Below are 21,155 nucleotides of genomic sequence, written 5' to 3'. Positions count from 1 at the left end.
CAAGAGCGAGAACGTCATGAATATCATCGGACCCGATTATCTGGTCTTTGGGGTCGACGACCTCGATACCTGCATTCGATATCTCACCGATTACGGCCTGACGCCTGTGGACGTCGACGGAACCGGTGGCCGTTTCGAGGCGCTGGATGGCACCGGCGTGGTACTGCGCAAGCGTGACGATGCAAGGCTGCCGGCACCTATGGAAACCGCTACCCAGCTGCGCGAAACCGTGTATGGCGTGGCCGACGAGAAGGACTTGCAAGCGATCGCCACTGAGATGAAAAAAGACCGTGCCGTGCAGTGGGGCGACGATGGAGTGCTGCGCTGCGTAGATGACATGGGTTTCGCTCTGGGTTTCCAGATCAGCTGCCGGCGGCCCATCGTCCTGGCTGCCGAAGCGGTCAACGCACCGGGTGACAAACCTCATCGCCCGGTCAATGAACTGGGGGTTCACGCGGACATCCCTGCGTTGCCGCGCAGCCTTTCCCACGTGGTCTATTTCGTTCCCGATCATGCGCGTGCCGAGGCCTTCTACAAGCGTCTGGGCTTCGTCTGTACCGACCGCTTCTCTCACGTTGGTCCGTTCCTGCGGCCAGCCGGTACACAGGATCACCACACCCTGTTCCTGATTCAGACGCCACCGTTTCTCAAGGGTATCGAGCATTTCACCTTCCATATGGGCGGGCCGACAGAAGTCATGTTGGCGGGTACCCGCTTTGTCGAGAAAGGCTACAGCTCATTTTGGGGGCCGGGCCGTCATCATATGGGCTCTAACTGGTTCTGGTACTTCAACAGCCCGCTGGGCTGCCACGTGGAGTACGACGCCGACATGGACCTGCACGATGACCAGTGGTCCGCCCGTGAGTACCCACCAGGGGCCGATAGCTCCCAGATATTCCTGTTTGCCCATGCGACCAAATGGGCGCCCGGCGGACCACCTCCGGGTGTCGGTAAACCTGACGGAACATCGGAGGCGCACTGATGAAGTTGGCGACACTCAAGGACGGTAGTCGGGACGGCCGTTTGGTGGTGGTGTCGCGTGACCTCACGCGCGCCATCCCGGCGTTACCCATCGCCAAGACACTGCAACAGCTCATCGAGCACTGGGATGAACTGGCCCCTGTTCTGCAGTTGCGCTACGAGGCTCTCGAACGCGGGGAGCTGGCCGAGGCGTTCGCCTTCGACCCTGCGCAGGCCATGGCACCATTGCCGCGGGCCTATCAGTGGTGTGATGGGTCGGCATTCCTCAACCATGGCGAGCTGATGCAGCAGGCGTTCAAACTGCCACCGATTGCCGATGTCGAACGGATTCCGCTGATGTACCAGGGGTGCTCCGATGACTTTCTGGGGCCGCGTGATCCCATCGAGTTGAAAGAGCCAGAGCATGGTCTCGATTTCGAGGGCGAGTTCGCGGTGCTGCTCGATGACGTGCCCATGGCGTGTTCCGCGGATGACGCTGCCGGGCATATCAAACTGCTCTTACAGCTTAACGATGTCAGTTTGAGGGCGCTTGCTCCAAGAGAGATGAAGACTGGATTCGGCTTTCTACAGGCCAAACCCTCGACCAGCTTTGCGCCGGTAGCCATTACCCCAGATGAACTGGGAGGTAGCTGGGTTGACGGACGTGTCCACCTGCGCCTTCAGGTGCACTGGAACGGCCAGTGGTTCGGCCATCCATGTGCTAGCCAGATGCATTTCAGTTTCTCGCAGCTAATTGCCCACGCGGCACTGACGCGGCGGTTAAGGGCTGGCGCGTTGATCGGTTCCGGTACCGTCTCCAATCCCGACGCAGAGACTGGTTGTACCTGCATTTCCGAGCGTCGCGCCATGGATCAAATTGCTGGAATGCCACTGACTCGCTTCATGCAATGGGGCGATCGCATATATATGGAGGCAGTCGACCCTTCTGGCAATGCGCCATTCGGCACCATCGACCAACAGGTAGTCGCGCCCGGGCATCTCGTCTGATCGCGTTCGCGAAACTATCGCACGCGGCCAGTAAAGCGGCCGCCTGCCTTAAATACTGGAGCCCCGCCATGATGGATTTGAGCAAGTGCCGGATGATCGATATCTCCGTCACGCTGGACAACAACCCGTATACCGACCCACCGCCATTACTTCCTCGCATTGAGTATATGGACCATCAACAGGGCTGGCCGGAAATGGCCGCTATGTTCCCAGGGTTGAACAAGGGCGACCTGCCGGGGGATGAGTCATGGGCGGCCGAGCGTCTGCAGATCACTACCCACAGCGGCACGCATATGGATGCGCCATGGCATTACGCGTCCACCACTGATCACGCTCTGGAAACCGGAGTGCGGCCGGCTTTCGGTATCGACGAGCTGCCGCTTGAGTGGTGCTTGCGTCCCGGGATCAAGCTTGACTTTCGCCACCTGCCCGACGGCCACGTGGTCACTGCAGAGGAGGTTGAGGCCGAGCAGGAGCGCATCGGGCATCGCTTGCAGCCATTGGATATCGTGCTGGTGAACACCCGGGCAGGTCAGCTGTTCGGTCAGCCCGGCTATCTGGAGGCCGGCGTAGGCATCGGCCGTGAGGCCACGCTCTGGTTGCTCGAGCAGGGCGTCAGGGTGGTGGGCACCGATGCCTGGAGCTGGGACGCGCCGTTCAGCCACACTCGGGCACGTTTCGCTCAAAGTCGCGATGCCTCGATAATCTGGGAAGGCCACAAGGCCGGGCGAGATATCGGTTACGGGCAAATGGAAAAGCTTTCTAACCTAGAAAGCCTGCCTGACAAAGGGTTCTGGGTCAGTTGCTTTCCTTACAAGATCCGCGCCGCCTCCGCCGGTTTTGTAAGGGCCGTTGCGTTGCTGCCTCAGTAAGGCTGATGCCTGTACGGCATCAGGCGCGCGGCTGGCGCAAAAAGCCCAGGCACATTTGCCCAAGATCTGTCTTGAGGTAGGCCCAATTGCCTTCGCCAGCAGCTTCGGCAGCGGACCCCAGGCCGAGAAAGCGGGCCAGCGTGGAGTAGGCGATGACGAAACTCATGCCTACCGCACGCTCAGGCTCGGGATGGGTGATCTGATCCTTGAGTGCAAGCACTGTGTCGCAGAACGACTTCTCGGCTTTCAAGTGTGTAGCTTTGCCACAAGCGGCCACTCGCGGGTCGCTAGCTTTGGTCATGAACGGCTTTAGAATGCTGGCGTGTTTGCGCAGATGTTCGGCCAGGGATTCGATCAGTGCGGGCACGAGTCGCTCAAGGGACAGGTTGCGTTTCTTCAGCTTGGCGAGTTCGTCGAACCACTCGACCTCCATCTCCTTCATGACCTCGATCATCACCGCGAGGAAGAGTTCGTCCTTTCCTTTGAAACGCGCATATATCGAGCCTACCGACACCTTCGAGCGCTTGCTGATGCCTGCAATAGTGAGCTGCTCGAAAGTACCTTCCTGAAGAATTTCCCTCGTGGCCCACATCAGACGCTCAAGTGAAGCGCGACTGCGATCTTGCTGAGGAGCGTTTGATTCAACGGAAATGGGCATGGGGTCTCCAGATTACTCACGAACGGCGAATAGCTACCGGCATTCTAGAACATGCACTCCAAAAATACACGGCAGCTCACTGGAGGTAGTGATCGGTCTCGCTGGACGTAGTGTAACCGGAAAGCGGTAGACACCGGTGAGATTGAGAGCAGTAAACATCATTAGGAACCAGACAGTACCCCGACCCAGGATTTAAAGAATGTTTAGGAAAGAGGAGGCAATTCAGTTTGTACATTGTACCCAACTGTGCCAGAGCCTCGGCCGCTTGTGGCAATTGAACGGGCATCTGGATCGGTAAGCGAGATTTGCTGATCGGGACTGGCTTGAGGCTGCGCCTCGATGTCCTTGAGTTTTTGCATCTGCTGTTTCAGTTTTTCGACTTTGTCTTTCAACCGCTCGGTCTTGGCCTCGGCCACTGCCGGCGCTGCCCGATCCGCTGAATCCATTGCCGCTAGATAGCGGTCGATGCTCTGCTCGATCTGCTGCATGTGCGCCTTCACTTTGCCTTGAGTGAAATTGCGGTCGCGGTTATTCACGGCTTTGAATTTGCTGCCGTCGATGGCGATGATTGATTGGGAGAAAAGATTGAGATTGCGGCAAAGCACAACGAACTGCCGGCAGACGCTGCGAATGGCTTTACCATTGTCTCTTCGCACTTGCGTAGGGTTCTTCGCTTCTCATCTGGCGTTTATGGATAGAAGCAAAGCTGGCTGACAAGGCTCGTAGCGTAGGTGAAATTCTTGGGACGACAGGCCATTATCCGTTTGTATCTGCTCTCGTCTCCAGCCTAGGAACGTTATGACCAACCCGACCAATCGACCGATAGAGAAACGACCATCTCAGCGCAGAGGGGTGCGCAAAGGCCGAAAGATCGACTTGCCATTCATCAGGGAATGGCTTGCTCTCGAAGTGCGAGGGGAACAGGGATTTATCCATAATTGGCGGATGATCGAGGAAGCCTGCTCCGAAGGACAGATGTTGGTCTGGGTAGATCAAGAAGGTCCGGTCGGCTTTTTAATCCGTGGGATATCGCTAGGCTCCATTCTACAGGTCAAGTCAGACCGGAAGCGGCATGGGATAGGTCGTGCATTAGTCGAGCGGGCGATCCGGGAGGAGGAGGCCCGTGATAATGCTGTTCTGGTTGTCCAATGCGAGCCAACCACCTCGATCGAGTTCTGGAAAAGCATGGGCTTTGAAACACACCGGGCTAGCCCGCATGACCGTAATGTGTGCATGCAACGGCTCTCGACTAAGCGGCTTTCTCACGTCAGTGATGATGAGAAGGTCCTGGTCACCATCAGGGTATTCGCAGAGTGTGCTCTGTACAACCAAAACGCATCACACACAGCCATCCCAGACCGCGTCTATCATGTACATGGCCGATACGATGCAAAAACACACGATATCGCTTTGGTACACCGCATCTCCATCAGTCACGAGCCAGCTCTAAGAGATCCGGTCGTCGATGTATGCATGGAAGGTTTTGAGATCCTACCTAGGACGAAGGCCAAGCGAGAAGCGGCCAGAGCGACGGGGTTCGTCCAGACTGATTTTGGCTGGTACATCGACGTGATCAAAATAAGCATAGAGTCCGAGACGTAGGTCGCCCATCGGGGGAGACCACCCATGAGCGGCGATTTTCTCAGCTGCCCAGAGCTCAATGTCGCGTCGTTTCTGGCCGCGACAGTTTTAATTCTCTAGCGCATCAGTTCGAACTAGCGTTTTCGTCGATTGCGACAGTTTTGCGTTTTCTCTCCAAGAGGCCGCAGGCCGCGAATAACGTGACCTTCTCGCGACAGTTTTAATTCTCTAAAACCATCGTTGAACGTGAATATTAAAGCCTGTCTCGCTTGGAGCCTCTAGGGCTCCAAACGGAGCGCGATGACCAGTGAATTGATGGGCGATGCCAACCGAAGATGGTCCATGCTTTAGTCGCAGATGGGCTCTGGCAAGGCGGGCTGAATAGCAGTTCGCCTTAGTGGTGGTGCATACTGCTGGTCACCGGATCAGTGGCACGCCACTGAGCGCCTGCAACTGCTCGAAGTCGATTTCTGCGCAGATTTCGACCACGCGCAGCCCATCTGAGGTCACCTCCAGTACGGCCAGGTCGGTGTAGATGCGGCTGACACAACCGAAGCCGGTCGGTGGGTAGGTGCACTCGGGCACGAGCTTGCTTTCGCCGGACTTGGTCAGATGGTTCATCATCACGAACACCTGGCGGGCGCCAGTGGCCAGGTCCATCGCGCCGCCCACGGCGGGAATCGAATCCTCGGCTCCGGTGTGCCAGTTGGCCAGGTCGCCCTTGACCGACACCTGGAAGGCGCCGAGAACGGCGATGTCCAGATGGCCGCCGCGCATCATCGAGAACGAGTCGGCGTGGTGGAAGAAAGCGCCACCGGGGAGCATGGTCACGTGCTCCTTACTGGCGTTGATCAGGTCATCGTCTTCCTCGTCAGGTGCAGGGCTCGGGCCCATGCCCAGCAGGCCGTTCTCGCTGTGCAGGAACACTTCCTTGTCACCCAGGAAGTTAGCCACCAGGGTCGGTGCGCCGATGCCCAAGTTGACGTACGCGCCTTCTTGAATGTCTGCGGCCACGCGCTGGGCCATCTCGGTGCGGGAGAGCTTTTTGGTGATGGTCATAGCGGGCCTCAGGTTGCGTTGGCAATCGAAGAAGCGGCAGCGCCGGTGACGGCGACCACGCGCTGGACGAAGATACCCGGGGTGATGATGTGCTCCGGGTCCAGCTCGCCGAGCTCGACGATTTGGTCGACCTGGGCGATGGCGGTCTTGGCGGCCATGGCCATGATTGGACCGAAGTTGCGGGCGGCCTTGCGATAAATCAGGTTGCCCCAGCGGTCACCCTTGTACGCCTTGATCAGCGCGAAGTCGGCGTGCAGCGGCATTTCCAGCACGTACATGCGGCCGTCGATTTCGCGGATTTCCTTGCCTTCGGCCAGCAGCGTGCCGTAGCCAGTTGGCGAGAAGAACGCACCGATGCCCGAGCCCGCGGCGCGGATACGCTCGGCCAGGTTGCCTTGCGGTACCACTTCCAGCTCAATCTTGCCGGCGCGGTACAGTTCGTCAAACACGTAGGAGTCGGACTGGCGCGGGAAAGAGCAGACCACCTTGCGCACGCAGCCCGCCTTGAGCAGGGCAGCCAGACCAATCTCGCCATTGCCGGCGTTATTGCTGATGATGGTCAGGTCGCGGGCACCAGTGGCGATCAGCCCGTCGATGAGCTCGGACGGCATACCTGCCGTACCGAAGCCACCGACCATGATGGTCGACCCGTCGATGATGCCTTCTACCGCGCTGGCGATGGACTCAAACGTCTTATTGATCACAGCGAGCTCCTGGTTATTCCTGGAGTTGGGTTGGTCTGATCAGCCGCTAAGCAGTGCGGGGAATGGTGGGCCACTCAGCGATTGGCGTTGTTATGCTGATGTGGATAGCGTGCCGCAAGACTCGGCAGCAGAAGAGGGGGAAAAGCCAAAATTGTGCGTTTATCGAACAGTTGTGCGATTTTCGGTTACTGTCGATACCACATGGTTAGGCTGTCGCTCTAACGGGGGTGCATCCTGGAACGACAGCGTGGCAAACAGATTCCAGCTGTCCTGGGGTATGCGACGTGAGTGTTCGCTTGTGGCGCTTGGTGCTTCTCCAGCACCTCCGACAGCCGCCCACTGCGCAGGTGCTAGGCCAGAACCCCCTCCAAGCGAGAACGGGGTCGACGTATAACTGACACCGTTTTAAAGGTTACAGGCTGGCATTGATGCTTCCGCTTGCTTGTAGAGCCCGCCCGATATTTGTCGCCGCCGCAATAGTCACGGACAGCGCTCGACGTTCAAGTTCCTCTGTAGTGCACCGCACTGCCGGCGCCGCGATGCTGATGGCGCCAACTGGGTAGCCGTCGATATCCAGGACCGGAACGGCGAGGATGCGCAGGCCTTCGGCGAAGAGCGATTCCGTGATGATGTACCCATCCTCACGAATCTGCTTCAACACATCGGACAACGGCCGTGAGAGAGATTTGCTCATGAAGGACGTTGACGGGGAAAGCTCCTTGATGCGCTCAACTTCGTGATCAGGAAGGAACGCGAGGATTGATTGGCCAATCGCTGTCTGGCAAGCCGGCACCGTTGTGCCAATGCGAATATCCACTCCAAGCCGAGTGATACCAGCCCTGACACGCTCCAGGTAGAGGACGTCTGCGCCTTGCAGCACGGCGAAGCTTGCGGCTTCACTGATTTCGCTGACCAGCCCCCTGAGCACAGGGCGAACCAGACTGCGCAGGTCCGTGTGAGCAATGGCGTGGAAGCCCAGATTGAGGATTTTGAGCGTAAGGGAGAAACGCTTGCTCTCAGGAATTCGAGAAACATAGCCGAGGTCCACCAGCGTATTCAGCATGCGATAGGTCGTGCCTGGGTCGAGCTCGGCCTTGGCAGCGATCTGGCTCAGGGTCAGCTCATCGCTTTCCGCTGTGAAGGCCTCTAGGACTCGAAATCCTTTGGCAAGAGACTGCACAGTGCTGCGCTGGTTTTTATCTTCGTCAGCAACGGTCGTTTCGCTTTTTGTTGATGTTCTAGGAGCCATGCGCGATATCTACCTGGTGTAATTCTTGTTTTCGGAATGCGAAAAAAATCGTTCAAAAAGAATAGCACCAGGCGTTGCCTTATCCCACCTTAGATTTATGCCGTTTACCTAGTTCTCAGGTAGCGAAATTATGGCTTCTAGCCCTCCATTGTGGTTGATGAGGGTGATCTCGCCGCCATGCTGACGGGCTATGGAGCGTACGATAGAAAGGCCCAGGCCGACCCCGCCAGTATTACGGTTTCTGGAGTGTTCCAAGCGATAGAACGGGGTGAAAACCGCTTCAAGCTCTGAATCAGGGATACCATTTCCCTGGTCCGTCACCGAAATGTAAACGTGCCTATCTGCACTGTGGACGCGGACATCTGCGCACTCGCCGTACCTCACAGCATTCTCGATGAGATTACGGATAGCTCGCCGCAGAGCGTCAGGCCGGCATTCCAAAATGACTTTTGAGTTGCAGGAGAACGACACGGCCATTCCCAAGGTGACCAAGTCTTCACACAAGCTTTCGACCAGTGTCCCGATGTCCATGGTCCTCGTTGGCTCGGTCACAGCATTGTCACGTCCGTACCCAATTGCGGCTTCAGTGATAGCCGTAATCTCATCCAGGGTCGCAAGCATCTTGCGCTGTACTTCAGGGTCCTGAATGAACTCAACGCGCAGCCTGAGCGAGGTCAACGGAGTTCGAAGGTCGTGGCCCACTGCGGCGAGCATGCGCGTACGATCATCGACAAAGCGTTGAATTCTGCGTTGCATTTGGTTGAAGGCCTTGGCGGTGCGACGGATATCTTCAGGCCCGTGCTCGCGCAACTCCGTACCTGAATGGCCTCGGCCCAATCGCTGGGCAGCGCGTGCCAAATCTCGCAGTGGTTGGCTGATACCCCGAGCGATCAACACAGCAATCAAAGTTAGTGCCAGTGCGGTGATGCCCAGAGATACCAATGCTCGGCGACTAAACGGAGAGTCCGTCACTGGCTTGGCGTAGACGGCATGTAACCAAGTCCCATCATTCAGCGGCGTGGCCACCCCCATGACATTCAGCTGCGGCAAGTAGATGAACCTGGCAGGGCGGGTGGAGGGCCACAAAGCTTCGGCTGGCACAGACCAAGCCGCTGTAGCATCAATCGTTGCGGGTGGAACCTCGTCTTCGCTTCGAAACTGACTAAGTAGTTTTCCCTGTGGCTGCCCATGGCTCAAAGGCTCAAGCAGATGCCGGCGAGCGAACTTCCACCACTCAGAAGGTTGGCTTGGTGACGCTGGAAATAGCCAGAACCGCTCGTAAGCGGTGCTGCTGACTTGAAGCGTCATCTGCCGCTCGTCCACGGGCATTCGGTCCAGCAGTGATGCAAGGGAGGAGGTTCGACTCAGAAAATCAGACTTCGCCACCTCCCTTAGCGCACCTGCGCGCTCGTCCCAAAAAATGCTGAGAGTCAGTGCTTGGGAAGCAATCAGCGCCAATAGCATAAGGCCAATGAATCTTGCGGTTAAATTGGGATTGCTTAGTTTCATGATGACTTGGATACCGGATGCACAAACGCGTAGCCGCCGCCCCAATGAGTTCTGATATAAATCGGTTTTTTTGGGTCTGGCTCAATCTTTCTACGGAGCCGGCTTACTTGGTTATCGATACTCCGATCAAAGGGTTCGCTAGCCCGGCCAGAGACCTTGGTTAAAAGCTCATCACGCGATACGATTTCACCTGGCTTTTCTAATAATGCAGCCAGTAACCTGAATTCGGTCGCGCTTAATGAAACCGATACACCATCAGCACCTAATAACTCCCTCAGTTTGCAGTTCAATACCCATTCGCCGAAGCGGATCGACCCCTCCAGCAAGCCGGAAGCACTTTCGCTTGCTGGCGGGGCCCGACGGAGCAGGGCTTTGATCCGAGCCAACAATTCACGGGGATTGAAGGGTTTCTTGAGATAGTCGTCGCCTCCCATCTCAAGCCCGAGGATTACGTCCAGGTCTTCTGTGCGGGCACTAAGAAAAAGAACGGGAGTAGCAGAGCGAGCGCGGATATACCTGCACAGGCTTAACCCGTCCTCGGCGGGCATCATGACATCAAGGATAATTAAGTCAGGCAGATCCCTATCAAGCAGAGCCCTGAGTTCGTTGCCATCAGCTAAAGCGGTTACGCGATAACCTTCTTGGGTCAGATATTGTGCAACCAGTTCTCGGATATCCGGATAGTCATCAACAATTGCAATGTGCTGACTGGAACTCATTTGTAAACCATCTGATGGAGTCGAATCCTTTCAGCCTAAGGTACAGATGGCATTTTGAAAAGGACTGCATAACTGACCTGATACAAAGCTGATACATTTCTGACAGGTTTTTGAGATATCAGGTACAAAAAACACAAAAACCGTCCCACAAGGGACAAACTTTTTATGGACCTCGGGATTTAGCATTCAGGTTCGATCACAAAAACGAGAGCCTTGAGATGAGCCAGTTCAAACACGCTGTCCCCCTCTGGCTGGTTCACTTCGCAAGCGGCCTGTCGGGCGCCGCCAACGCGGTTCCTTCCTGCCACCTCGCCGATGATCTTGAACTACATAGCGGGCACGGTGGCTTTTTTGAGCAGCGCGCTGTCTGAAGCCAGATTCGAAATCTGGCGTTCAAAAGTATTCGTCCTCAGGTCTCAAGCACCGAAGGCATGTTGAACCACCTGGATCAGCAAAAATCGGACGAAAACGACGCGCTCGGCGCAGCGTAACCTGCTACGACCCCTTAGCCACGCAGCGTAAAAATTAAGGTGCCATCAGCAATCTGCAGGGCCTCATTGCGCAGCCCCTTGGCCTCGCGCCCCGGCCCAAGCTGCATCGGATTAAGAGCAACCAAGTGATTCCCAGCGCCCGTTCCATCGGTGCGGTCGGCGGAAAACGAGCATAGAGAGTCTCAAGCTGCTCAAAAACTGTTCATAAAACCTAATGGAATTTCAAGTGAAGTGGACATTGCTTAAAGGAATAAAAATTCGGGTGAATGCCCTAAAAAAGTGATGTGCCCTGAATACCGATGGTGATATTCTATTTGAAAAGAACAAAAAAGTTTCGCAATCCGAAAAAACAAAAAGGAGCGAAGAAATATGAATCAGATTGCCAATCATCATGTCTGTCCCAAGCGTGCTGTCTACCTAGATCCAGGCATCTGCAGTAACGTCAGTCTCTGTGTGGTTGGATCATATCCTTCGTGCGCTATGCCCAGTTCACATCTGAGGCAAGCTACCATTTGCACTAATTCAATATCGTCACCTCTCTCTATCAAAGCTCCGCTAAAAAAACTTCCTGGCTTTTTACGCGTCCGTCGTGGACCGGGCTATGAATTGGTCGTTCTCGAAAAACCGATTACATAGCGTGGTGACATTGAACTGATACAAAGCAGCTTCTAGATTAGCTACGCCATTGCACTGTGTTTACCACGGCGAGCTTGTGCTCGCCCCGAAAAACGCAAAAAATAATAAAAGGTAGTGCTATGTTAATGCAGAAAGTAGAGACTGAACCCTTGCCGGAAAGGGTGAAAAGCCAGGCTAATATAAGTGCTCGGTTAGAGCGACTCCCGATAACTAAGCAGGTGTTTTGGGCTCGAAACATTATCGGCGCCGCAACATTCTTTGATGGCTATACCGTCATTGCGATCGCATATGCAATGCCGGTGCTGGCCAAGGAGTGGGGATTGAGCGGTGCGCAGATCGGCATGATTCTTTCGGCGGGCTATCTGGGCCAGCTGTTCGGTGCGCTGATCTTTGGCTGGCTCGCTGAGAAGCTTGGACGTATGAAGGTACTGACCTTCACCATCCTCCTGTTCGTGTCGATGGACGTGGCTTGTCTATTCGCCTCAGGCGCAGCGATGATGATCGCGTTCCGGTTCATCCAAGGCATCGGTACGGGAGGAGAGGTACCTGTCGCCAGTGCTTACATCAATGAGCTAATCGGCTCGAAGAAGCGAGGAAAATTCTTCCTCCTTTACGAGGTCATGTTCCTGTTGGGCTTGGTCGGAGCCGGCATCATTGGTTACTTCCTTGTACCTATCTATGGTTGGCAAGCCATGTTCGCGGTGGGGATTATCCCTGCCATGCTGCTGATTCCCCTGCGCTTCTTCTTGTTCGAATCGCCGCGCTGGCTGGCCTCCAAAGGCCGCATGGACGAAGCTGATCGAATCGTCACACGGTTGGAAAACAGCGCGCTGAAAGCTGGCAAAACGTTGCAGCCTCCAGTGGAAGTCCCACAGATTCAAACGGACAAAAACGCTTTGGGGTGGAAAGAGCTTTTCCACGGCATGTATTTCAAGCGATCGCTGGTGATCTGGGCAATGTGGTTTGGCTCCTATATGGTCGCCAATGGGCTAATTACCTGGCTGCCAACCCTTTATCGCCAACACTTCAACTTGCCGCTTGAAACAAGCCTGGCTTATGGATTTATGACTTCAGCCGGTGGTGTAGTTGCCGCCGTAATTTGTGCACTGCTTATTGACAAAGTCGGCCGTCGCCGTTGGTATATTGGTGCGCTCTTCTTGGCTGTCATTCCACTGGCGATCCTGGCAACTACTGGAGCAAGCGCCCCACTCAAGATTCTGGCCTTGGCTGGTTTGGGATACGCACTGGTACAAACAGTTACATTCTCTCTCTATTTGTACTCGGCAGAGCTCTATCCAACTCGACTGCGCGCTCTGGGAACAGGTGTTGGTAGTGCTTGGTTGAGAATGGGTTCTGCCCTTGGTCCGATCATTGTAGGTTTTACAGTTTCCGGTGCAGGTGTTCAGTATGTGTTCGGAACTTTCGCAGTTGTATTGCTGATCACTGCAATCATCACATTTTTGTTTGCAATTGAGACAAAAGGGCGGATTCTGGAAGAACTTTCGCCATAAGCTTCAACTAGCAAGTCCACACGGCGGTACCTGACTCAGCAGCAAACTCAGAGCACATCCATATGTGTTTTGCGCCCGCGCATGCGTAAGTTGCGAAAATTAACTAAACCAGAGGTAACAAAAATGAGCACTAAAAATACCATCGACCTGAAAGGCCTCGTTCCTGCCCCAGTGACTCCGTTCACCCGTGACGGTGAAGTTGACTACGCAGCCATTCAGAAACTGGGCTCTTGGCTGGGCAGCATCGAAGGCGTTAAAGGTCTGGTCGTTTTAGGTCACGCTGGTGAAGGTACTTTCCTGACCCAGGCCGAACAGGGCCGCGTCATCCAGGCTTTCAAAGAATCGGTTGGCGGCCGTCTGCCAATCATCGCCGGCATCACCGGCGAAGGTACGCAAGTCGCTGCTGAAGAAGCCAAACGCGCTGTAGACAACGGTGCTGCTGCTGGTCTGGTGTACCCGTCCCACGGCTGGCTGCGCTTCGGCTACCAGAAAGGCGCCGCTCAGGACCGTTACAAGGCAATCTATGAGGAAAGCGGTCTGCCGCTGATCCTCTTCCAGTACCCAGACGTGACCAAGGCCACCTACGACCTGGAAACCCAGCTGGAAATCGCCAAGCAGCCTGGCGTCTTCGCCATGAAGAACGGTGTTCGTAACATGCGTCGTTGGGACACCGAGATCCCAGTAATCCGTCGTGAAGTGCCGGACCTGCAGATCCTGACCTGCCATGACGAATACCTGCTGCACACCATGTTCGACGTTGACGGTGCGCTGGTGGGCTACGGCGGCCTGACCCCTGAGCCGCTGATCGAGCTGATCGCTGCTGGTAAGCGTCGCGACTACCCAGCTGCTCGCGCCATCCACGATAAGCTGCTGCCGGTAACCCGTAACGTCTACCACCGCGGTTCCCACATGGAAGGCACCGTGGCCCTGAAACACGGCCTGGTTGCTCGTGGCATCCTGGATCACGCCACCGTGCGTTCGCCGCTGCTGCCTCTGGCCGAAGGCGCCGATAAGGAAATCGCTGACGCCCTGCGCAGCGCTGGCCTGGTCTGATCCCAAGCCAAGGCCAGCACAGAGCCTTTTCGGTGTTGGCCTTCAGCTGAAATACCGGCCACGGCCCTGCGCATCAGGGCCTTGGCAACCTTCGATTCGGACTCTGCTTTACGCACGAACAACGATCCGTTTTCCCGGAAGGACGGCATTCGCCCGCTCAACCGGCGATGACAGGCCAACAAAGCCCTTCAATAAAAACAACAGGGGACCGGTCTTGAACATTCATGCAAATCGCAAAAGCCTTTTTCTCGTCGTTCCTACTCTCCTACTGCCTATCAATGTGTGGGCTGAAGGATTCGTGGGAGATACCAGCGCCAATCTAACCTTAAGAAACTTCTTTTTTGAACGCAATTTCACTGCACCTCGTGTCGCTCAGAGCCACGCCCGTGAGTGGACGCAGAGTTTTATCTTTGATCTCAGGTCAGGATTTACACAGGGCACCTTGGGCTTCGGCGTGGATATCTTGGGTAAGTATGCAGTGAAGCTCGACGGGGGCGCAGGGGAGTACGGTGCGCTGCTGTTGCCCAAGGATGGCGATGGTGATCCAGCCGGAAGCTTCGGCAGGCTTGGTGTTGCACTGAAGGCGAAGCTTTCGAACACCGAGCTCAAGGTCGGCGAGTGGATGCCTAATTTCCCGATCGTCACCGCAGACGACTTCAGGGCTCTGCCGCAGACCTTTCGCGGTGCTCAGATTGCTTCGCAAGAGCTGAAGAACTGGTCGTTGTACGCAGGCGAGTTCACCAAAACCAGCCTTCGAAATGACTCCTCCATGGAGGACCTTTCATTCGGATCTGCGCAGTCAGGCTCCTTCAAATTCCTTGGCGCTGACTACCGCTCCAGCTCCAAAAATACGACTGTCCGTCTCTGGTCGGGGGAGTTGGATAACATCTACAAGCAGCACTACCTTGGGCTCATCCAGAAATGGCAGCTCAGCCAAACGGTATCGCTTACCTCAAACCTTGGCTATTTCTGGGGCAAGGATGCTGGCGCTGCAAAGGCAGGCTCGCTAGATAACCAGACAGCTTCGGCCCTATTCAGCCTCAACATCGCTCAGCACTCGATGAGTATCGGGCTGCAAAATGTTTCGGGTGACACAGGCTGGATGCGCATCGGTGGGACCGGCGGCATTTACCTTGCGAACAACACCTTCAACCATGCCTTCGACAGTCCTCGCGAAAGATCCTGGCAGGTTCGCTATGACCTCAATTTCGTCGGTTACGGGATACCTGGTCTGACTTTCATGACGCGGTATGTGCATGGCGATAACGTGGAATTGAGAACCGTCAAAGACGGTTCGGAATGGGTAAGAGAATCAGAGCTGGGTTATGTGTTTCAGAGCGGCAAATTGAGGGATCTAGGCCTGCGGTGGCGAAACTCCAGCGTCAGACGAAATTTCAACGCCAGTGACTACGATGAGAACCGCCTTATCGTCAGCTACCCGCTCAATATTCTCTAGAAGGCCGAATCTCATCATGCAATTGCACGAAGCTACCGAAGTTATTGAAGTGCTTGGTCAGGCGTCCGCGAATGAGTTGCTCAAAGACGGCTGGACGCTGCTCGCAATTGTCCCGAGTGCACAGTCGACTCCTTGGTACATCCTTGGGAAGCGCTATTACTAGCAGGCTTGCTGCACTCCCGCTATTAGCCGCTTTAACAAAGGTATGCCTCGGGTCTCGTTGAGCGGTCTGGCGATCGAAAAAGCGATGTATGAGATGACATCGGCCTACCCGCAAGACGGCTGGCGCTGCTCGAGAATGACGCCTATAGCGGGTCAGAACCGAGTCGAAGCCCCGGTTTTGACGCGACTGACGGCTGAACAAAGGGGCTGAGGCGTAGAAGCTCTTGCTCATTGCGCGCTCTGCACCGGCGGCCGACCAGCCACCGGTGATATTGAAACCGCGTCAAGCTGCGTCGTTTCAAGTTGCGATAGTTTGATTCTCTATCGCATCAGTCCGGTCCGGAGTGTCGAACCTCAAATCTGCATCGCCATCCCATCCACGTTCATCGCCGCCTGGCGCAAGGCCTCGGAGCGGGTGGGGTGCGGGTGGCAGGTGAGGGCGATGTCTTCAGCAGAGGCGGAGAACTCCATTGCCACGCAGAATTCGCCGATCATCTCGCTGACGCTTGGGCCGACCAGATGCACGCCCAGTACTTCATCGGTGTTGGCATCGGCGATGACTTTGGCGAAGCCTTCGGTTTCATGGTTGATCTTCGCGCGGCTGTTGGCGGTGAAGGGGAACTTGCCCACTTTGTAGGCGCGGCCTTCTGCCTTGAGCTGCTCTTCGGTCTTGCCGACGCTGGCCAACTCGGGGCGGGTATAGATCACCCCGGGGATCAGGTTGTAATTGACCTCGTGGGGTTTGCCGGCGATGCGCTCGATGCAGGCGACGGCTTCGTCTTCGGCTTTGTGCGCCAGCATCGGGCCGGAGGTGACGTCGCCAATCACCCACACTCCCGGCACTGAGGTGCGATGATGCTCGTTGGTGAGCATGCCGCGTTTATCGGTTTGCAGCCCGACGCTTTCCAGATTCAGGCCTTGGGTATAAGGACGACGGCCGATGGCAACCAGCACGTAGTCGGCTTGCAGTGTTTCTGCAGTACCGCCTGCGGCCGGCTCTAGCGTCAGGCTGACGCCGTCGGGTGAGGCCGTCGCTTGGGTCACCTTGCTGCCGAGCTTGAAGGCCATGCCTTGCTTGGCCAGGGCCTTTTGCAGGGTCTTTGCCGTTTCCTCATCAGTACCGGGGCAGATGCGGTCCAGGTATTCGATGACGGTGACCTGGCTGCCCAGGCGGCGCCACACCGAACCCAGCTCCAGGCCGATCACACCAGCGCCGATCACGATCAGGTGCTTGGGCACCTCGGGGAGGGCCAAGGCGCCCGTGGAGTCGATGATGCGTTGGTTATCGATAGTCACGCCGGGCAGGGGAGTGGGCTCGGACCCGGTAGCGATGACGATGTCCTTGGCCTGCAACGCGGTCTCGCTGCCGTCCTCGGCTTTGACGATAACCTTGTCGGCGCCATCCAGGCGGCCCCAGCCTTTGATCCACTCGACCTTGTTCTTGCGAAACAGGTACTCGATGCCCTTGGTCAGGCCAGTCACGCTCTCGTCCTTCTGTTTCATCATCTGGGCGAGGTTCAGGGTTGGCTTCACCTCGATGCCCAGGTGGGCAAACTCGTCACCGCTGGCGGCCTCATACAATTCGGAGGCATGCAGCAATGCCTTGGACGGCATGCAGCCCACATTGAGGCAGGTGCCGCCAAGGGTCGAGCGGCCTTCCACACAGGCGACACTCAAGCCAAGTTGCCCAGCACGAATCGCCGCGTTGTAGCCGCCGGGGCCACCGCCGATGATCACCACGTCATAGGATTTCATGGGTTTCTACTCCAGATGAGGAAGCGCGAGAGGGACACAAGGTTAAGCTGAGAACGACAAATTGTATACAATCTGAAATATTCATAGATCAGTTAGTTGTAGACCTTGGTCTCGTTCAGCGGAAATTTCGCACGGTTGAACTACCCTGTTTCGGTGGTGTTCGAAATTTCATGTATCGAGCCCAGAAGGAGGGTCGTTCATGCTTGCGCAACTTCCGCCGGCGCTGCAGAGCCTGCACTTGCCACTTCGTCTGAAGCTGTGGGACGGCAACCAGTTCGACCTGGGGCCCAGTCCGCAGGTCACTATCCTGGTCAAGGAGCCTCAGCTGATCGCCCAGCTGACCCATCCAAGCATGCACCAGCTGGGTGCTGCTTTCGTGGAAGGCAAGCTGGAGTTGGAGGGCGACATCGGGGAAGCCATTCGGGTGTGCGATGAGCTGAGCGAAGCCTTGCTGACGGAGGACGATGAGGCACCGCCACCACGTGTGGCTCACGACAAGCGCACAGACGCCGAGTCCATCTCCTACCACTACGACGTGTCCAACGCGTTCTATCAACTCTGGCTCGATCAGGACATGGCGTATTCGTGTGCCTACTTCCGTGAGCCGGACAATACCCTCGATCAGGCACAGCAGGACAAGTTTGACCATCTGTGCCGCAAGCTGCGGCTGCAGGCCCATGACTACCTGCTGGATGTCGGCTGCGGTTGGGGTGGGCTGTCACGCTTCGCCGCACGCGAGTACGGTGCCAAGGTGTTCGGCATCACCTTGAGCAAGGAACAGCTCAAGCTGGCGCGGCAGCGCGTCAAGGCAGAGGGCCTGGCTGACAAGGTCGAGCTGCAGATCCTCGACTACCGCGACCTCCCTCAGGATGGCCGCTTCGACAAGGTCGTCAGCGTCGGCATGTTCGAGCATGTCGGGCACGCCAACCTGGCGCTGTACAGCCAGAAACTGTTCGGCGCTGTGCGCGAGGGTGGCCTGGTGATGAACCATGGCATCACCGCCAAGCACGTCGATGGTCGTCCGGTGGGGCGAGGGGCGGGTGAATTCATCGACCATTATGTGTTCCCCAACGGTGAGCTGCCGCACCTGTCGATGATCAGCGCGAGCCTGTGTGCTGCGGGGCTGGAGGTCGTCGATGTCGAGAGCTTGCGCATGCATTACGCCAAGACCTTGCACCATTGGAGCGATAACCTGGAGAACCAGCTGCACAAGGCTGCTGCACTGGTACCGGAAAAAACCCTGCGCATTTGGCGCCTGTATCTGGCTGGCTGCGCCTATGCATTCCAGAAGGGCTGGATAAACCTGCACCAGATCCTTGCCGTCAAGCCTTACGCCGATGGGCATCATGACCTGCCCTGGACACGTGAAGACCTGTATCGCTGATTGACCCGGGGCACGCTTCAGGCGGCCCCGGTCACCCATCAGAGGATCGGTGAAATCAACCGCGCTACACGCATCCCCAGCTGTTGAAGACGGTGGGTTTTACTGCTGTCCTCAGGCGTAATTTCCCTGGCCTGCTCGAAGTCAGTGGTCAACATCTTCTCTACCTGATCGGCGAAATCCCGATCCACTGTCAGCAGGGTGATTTCGAAGTTCAGCCGGAATGAGCGGTTGTCCAGGTTGGCACTACCAATAGCACTGACCTCATCGTCCACCAACACCACCTTCTGATGAAGGAACCCTGGCTGATAGCGGTACATGCGTACCCCCGCCCGCACCGCCTCGAAGGCGAACAGGCTAGAGGCGGCGTAAACGACCCGATGGTCGGGGCGAGCTGGGATCAGGATGCGCACATCCACGCCGCGCAGCACGGCCAGGCGCAGCGCGGCGAACACGGCCTCGTCGGGAATGAAGTAGGGGCTTGTGATCCACACGCGGCGAGTCGCGGAATGGATGGCTTCGATGAAAAACAGCGCGCAGGTCTCTTGCGGATCTGCCGGCCCGCTGGCCAGCGCCTGGCAAAGCACACCGTTGTCCGGATAGGTGTCGGGCAGGATCAGTGGCGGTAGCTGACGCGTTGCCCAGTACCAGTCTTCGGCGAAGGACTCCTGCAGGCAAGCCAGCACCGGGCCGCCGATCTGCACATGGGTATCACGCCAGGGTGAGAGGTGAGGGTTGCCACCCAGGTATTCATCACCGACGTTGTGCCCGCCGATGAAGCCGGTAACCCCATCGACCACGACAATCTTGCGGTGGTTACGGAAGTTCACCTGGAAGCGATTGAACCAGCCGCGGCGGGTGGCGAAGGCGTGGATCTGCACCCCACCGTCTCTGAGGCTCTGGCTATAGCTGGCGGGCAAGGCATGGCTGCCAACCCTGTCATACAGCACGAACACCTTCACGCCCTCGGCCGCTTTGCGCAGCAACAGTTGCTGCAGCGCTTTGCCGATGGTGTCGTTGTGGATGATGAAGAACTGTACCAACACCACTTCTCGTGCTTGTTCGATAGCAGCGAAGATGGCGTCGAAGGTGGCCTGGCCATCGATCAGCAGCTTTACTTGGTTATTGGCCAAGCACGGCATTCGCCCAAGTTTTGGCATGGCACGCAAGGCGGTGTAGCTCTGCGACTCCCGAGCTGTGAGCGCTTCCTCTACCCAAGGCCGCCAGTTGAGGTTGGCCATGGCCACGTGCATTTCCTGGTTGGCCTGGCGCCGAGCCTTGATGTAGGCGTTGAAGGAGCGGGCACCGAACACCAGGTAGGGAATGAGTGTGAAGTAGGGAATGAAGAACAGCGACATGGCCCAGGCAATTGCCCCTTGGGCCGTACGCACGGTAAACACCGCATGCAGCGCGGCGATTATGCCAAGCAAGTGAACGAGCCCGAGCACATAGCCGAAGAAGTAGGGGCTGTGGTAATCCATACGCATCCTGCTTGGCAAATACACAGCAGATAACAGAACACTTCCAGGGCCGCCTTGCAACCTGAAAGCGGATTTGCCGTCTAAGCCTGTGCCCGGCCATTGAGTCGGTTATTTTGAGGAGCGTTCGTCCATGAAGATTCGTCTGCCACTGCTGGCCCTGGCTTTTGGCCTGGCCAGCCCACTTGTGCATGCGCAGATGTTGCAGCCTGGTCTGTGGGAGCTCACCACCAGCAACATGCAGGTCGACGGTAAGCCATTGCCGGACATGCAGTTCATGCTCGGCCAACTGAAGAACCTGCCGCCCGAGCAGAGGGCCATGATGGAAGGGGCACTGGCCAAGCAGGGCATCGCGGTAGCAGGTAATGGCGTGCGTTCATGCCTGACGCCGGAGCAGGTGAAAACCAACGATATTCCCTTGCAGGACCCTCAGTCAGGCTGCACGCAAAAGATTACCGAGCGGACCGGCAATGTCTGGAAGTTTCAGTTCAGCTGCCCCAAAGCCCAAGGTGCCGGCCAGGCAACCTTCCTTAGTGACAAGGAGTTCACTACCCAAGTTAACGGGACATTCAATGCGTCGGGTGTGCAACAGCGCGGCAGTATGAATACCCGGGCGGTATGGTTGGGCAATGACTGTGGAACAGTAAAGCCGCGCACCTGACGGGCTGCCCCTTGCCAATCCTTGGCGGCTACTGCGTCGTGGGCATGCAGGCTTCTGCATGTACCACGCGCAGTTCGATACCGGCTGGGTTCGGTGAATTGCCCTCAGCACTAGCAGGTCGGCCTATAAGCCAAGCGAACTGATAGTTCCACGTGGAACATTCCATTCCAATCCTGGCAGCCACGCTTATCGCTCACCCACTCCATGCCGCGAATGGTGGGGTGAGGAGCGCCTACCTTCTCTATAAGTGAT

Annotated in this window: 18 protein-coding genes and 1 pseudogene; 10 read left to right on the top strand and 9 right to left on the bottom strand. The window is 56.7% G+C overall.

Annotation, left to right across the window (positions count from 1 at the left end; genetic code table 11):
- Positions 1–16 precede the first annotated feature (16 nt).
- The 3 genes from OSW16_RS26745 (at position 17) to OSW16_RS26735 (ending at position 2,840) form a co-directional block, all read left to right on the top strand.
- Complete coding sequence (locus OSW16_RS26745) at positions 17–982, top strand: VOC family protein (RefSeq protein ID WP_267819759.1); 966 nt, start codon at positions 17–19, stop codon at positions 980–982.
- Positions 982–1,968 carry a fumarylacetoacetate hydrolase family protein gene (locus OSW16_RS26740; RefSeq protein WP_267819757.1) on the top strand — a complete coding sequence of 329 codons (987 nt, stop codon included), beginning with the start codon at positions 982–984 and terminating at the stop codon, positions 1,966–1,968. The genes OSW16_RS26745 and OSW16_RS26740 overlap by 1 nt, the downstream gene beginning before the upstream one ends.
- Positions 1,969–2,039: 71 nt before the next feature.
- Positions 2,040–2,840, top strand: a complete 801-nt coding sequence (locus tag OSW16_RS26735) for a cyclase family protein (protein ID WP_267824141.1) — start codon at positions 2,040–2,042, stop codon at positions 2,838–2,840.
- Positions 2,841–2,859: 19 nt separating this feature from the next.
- Here OSW16_RS26735 and OSW16_RS26730 read toward each other — a convergent pair whose 3' ends face one another.
- A complete protein-coding gene (locus OSW16_RS26730; RefSeq protein ID WP_267819755.1) occupies positions 2,860–3,498 on the bottom strand; it encodes a TetR/AcrR family transcriptional regulator in 639 nt (212 codons plus the stop codon).
- A gap of 224 nt (positions 3,499–3,722) precedes the next feature.
- Positions 3,723–4,169 (bottom strand): annotated as a pseudogene (locus tag OSW16_RS26725) (IS5/IS1182 family transposase); the annotation flags it as partial.
- A gap of 127 nt (positions 4,170–4,296) precedes the next feature.
- Here OSW16_RS26725 and OSW16_RS26720 point away from each other — a divergent pair.
- Complete coding sequence (locus tag OSW16_RS26720; protein WP_267819753.1) at positions 4,297–5,100, top strand: GNAT family N-acetyltransferase; 804 nt, start codon at positions 4,297–4,299, stop codon at positions 5,098–5,100.
- A 396-nt stretch (positions 5,101–5,496) separates the two neighbouring features.
- Here OSW16_RS26720 and OSW16_RS26715 read toward each other — a convergent pair whose 3' ends face one another.
- The 5 genes from OSW16_RS26715 to OSW16_RS26695 all read right to left on the bottom strand — a co-directional run bounded on the left by OSW16_RS26715 (position 5,497) and on the right by OSW16_RS26695 (position 10,319).
- Positions 5,497–6,138 carry a 3-oxoacid CoA-transferase subunit B gene (locus OSW16_RS26715; RefSeq protein ID WP_267819751.1) on the bottom strand — a complete coding sequence of 214 codons (642 nt, stop codon included), beginning with the start codon at positions 6,136–6,138 and terminating at the stop codon, positions 5,497–5,499.
- Positions 6,139–6,146: 8 nt separating this feature from the next.
- Entirely contained in the window at positions 6,147–6,842 is a 696-nt protein-coding gene (locus OSW16_RS26710; RefSeq protein WP_267819749.1) for a 3-oxoacid CoA-transferase subunit A, read from the bottom strand.
- A gap of 412 nt (positions 6,843–7,254) precedes the next feature.
- Positions 7,255–8,091 carry an IclR family transcriptional regulator gene (locus tag OSW16_RS26705; protein WP_267819747.1) on the bottom strand — a complete coding sequence of 279 codons (837 nt, stop codon included), beginning with the start codon at positions 8,089–8,091 and terminating at the stop codon, positions 7,255–7,257.
- A 108-nt stretch (positions 8,092–8,199) separates the two neighbouring features.
- Entirely contained in the window at positions 8,200–9,600 is a 1,401-nt protein-coding gene (locus OSW16_RS26700; protein ID WP_267819746.1) for a sensor histidine kinase, read from the bottom strand.
- Complete coding sequence (locus tag OSW16_RS26695; RefSeq protein ID WP_267819744.1) at positions 9,597–10,319, bottom strand: response regulator; 723 nt, start codon at positions 10,317–10,319, stop codon at positions 9,597–9,599. Before OSW16_RS26695 ends, OSW16_RS26700 begins: the two co-directional genes overlap by 4 nt.
- Positions 10,320–10,537: 218 nt before the next feature.
- On the opposite strand from OSW16_RS26695, the gene OSW16_RS26690 reads away from it, so the two are divergent.
- The 4 genes from OSW16_RS26690 to OSW16_RS26675 all read left to right on the top strand — a co-directional run bounded on the left by OSW16_RS26690 (position 10,538) and on the right by OSW16_RS26675 (position 15,466).
- On the top strand, positions 10,538–10,690 hold the full coding sequence (locus OSW16_RS26690) for a hypothetical protein (protein ID WP_267819742.1): 153 nt from the start codon (positions 10,538–10,540) through the stop codon (positions 10,688–10,690).
- Positions 10,691–11,571: 881 nt separating this feature from the next.
- Positions 11,572–12,957 (top strand): MFS transporter, encoded by a 1,386-nt coding sequence (locus tag OSW16_RS26685; protein WP_267819740.1) that lies wholly within the window; start codon positions 11,572–11,574, stop codon positions 12,955–12,957.
- A gap of 123 nt (positions 12,958–13,080) precedes the next feature.
- Entirely contained in the window at positions 13,081–14,010 is a 930-nt protein-coding gene (locus OSW16_RS26680; protein WP_196135580.1) for a dihydrodipicolinate synthase family protein, read from the top strand.
- 214 nt (positions 14,011–14,224) lie between these two features.
- Positions 14,225–15,466 carry an OprD family porin gene (locus OSW16_RS26675; RefSeq protein ID WP_267819735.1) on the top strand — a complete coding sequence of 414 codons (1,242 nt, stop codon included), beginning with the start codon at positions 14,225–14,227 and terminating at the stop codon, positions 15,464–15,466.
- A 516-nt stretch (positions 15,467–15,982) separates the two neighbouring features.
- Here OSW16_RS26675 and lpdA read toward each other — a convergent pair.
- Positions 15,983–17,383, bottom strand: a complete 1,401-nt coding sequence (lpdA, locus tag OSW16_RS26670) for a dihydrolipoyl dehydrogenase (RefSeq protein ID WP_267819733.1) — start codon at positions 17,381–17,383, stop codon at positions 15,983–15,985.
- Positions 17,384–17,582: 199 nt separating this feature from the next.
- Here lpdA and cfaB point away from each other — a divergent pair, with 199 nt between their 5' ends.
- A complete protein-coding gene (cfaB, locus tag OSW16_RS26665) occupies positions 17,583–18,767 on the top strand; it encodes a C17 cyclopropane fatty acid synthase CfaB (protein WP_267819731.1) in 1,185 nt (394 codons plus the stop codon).
- A 38-nt stretch (positions 18,768–18,805) separates the two neighbouring features.
- Here the strand turns inward: cfaB and cls are convergent, their stop codons facing one another.
- Positions 18,806–20,245, bottom strand: a complete 1,440-nt coding sequence (gene cls, locus OSW16_RS26660; protein ID WP_267819729.1) for a cardiolipin synthase — start codon at positions 20,243–20,245, stop codon at positions 18,806–18,808.
- A gap of 130 nt (positions 20,246–20,375) precedes the next feature.
- On the opposite strand from cls, the gene OSW16_RS26655 reads away from it, so the two are divergent.
- A complete protein-coding gene (locus OSW16_RS26655) occupies positions 20,376–20,903 on the top strand; it encodes a DUF3617 domain-containing protein (protein WP_241806843.1) in 528 nt (175 codons plus the stop codon).
- The last annotated feature ends 252 nt before the right edge of the window (positions 20,904–21,155 follow it).

Source organism: Pseudomonas putida (assembly GCF_026625125.1).
Taxonomy (GTDB): domain Bacteria; phylum Pseudomonadota; class Gammaproteobacteria; order Pseudomonadales; family Pseudomonadaceae; genus Aquipseudomonas; species Aquipseudomonas putida_X.
Note: the sequence above shows the minus strand (reverse complement) of the source record. Positions and strands in the feature narration are given on the sequence as shown.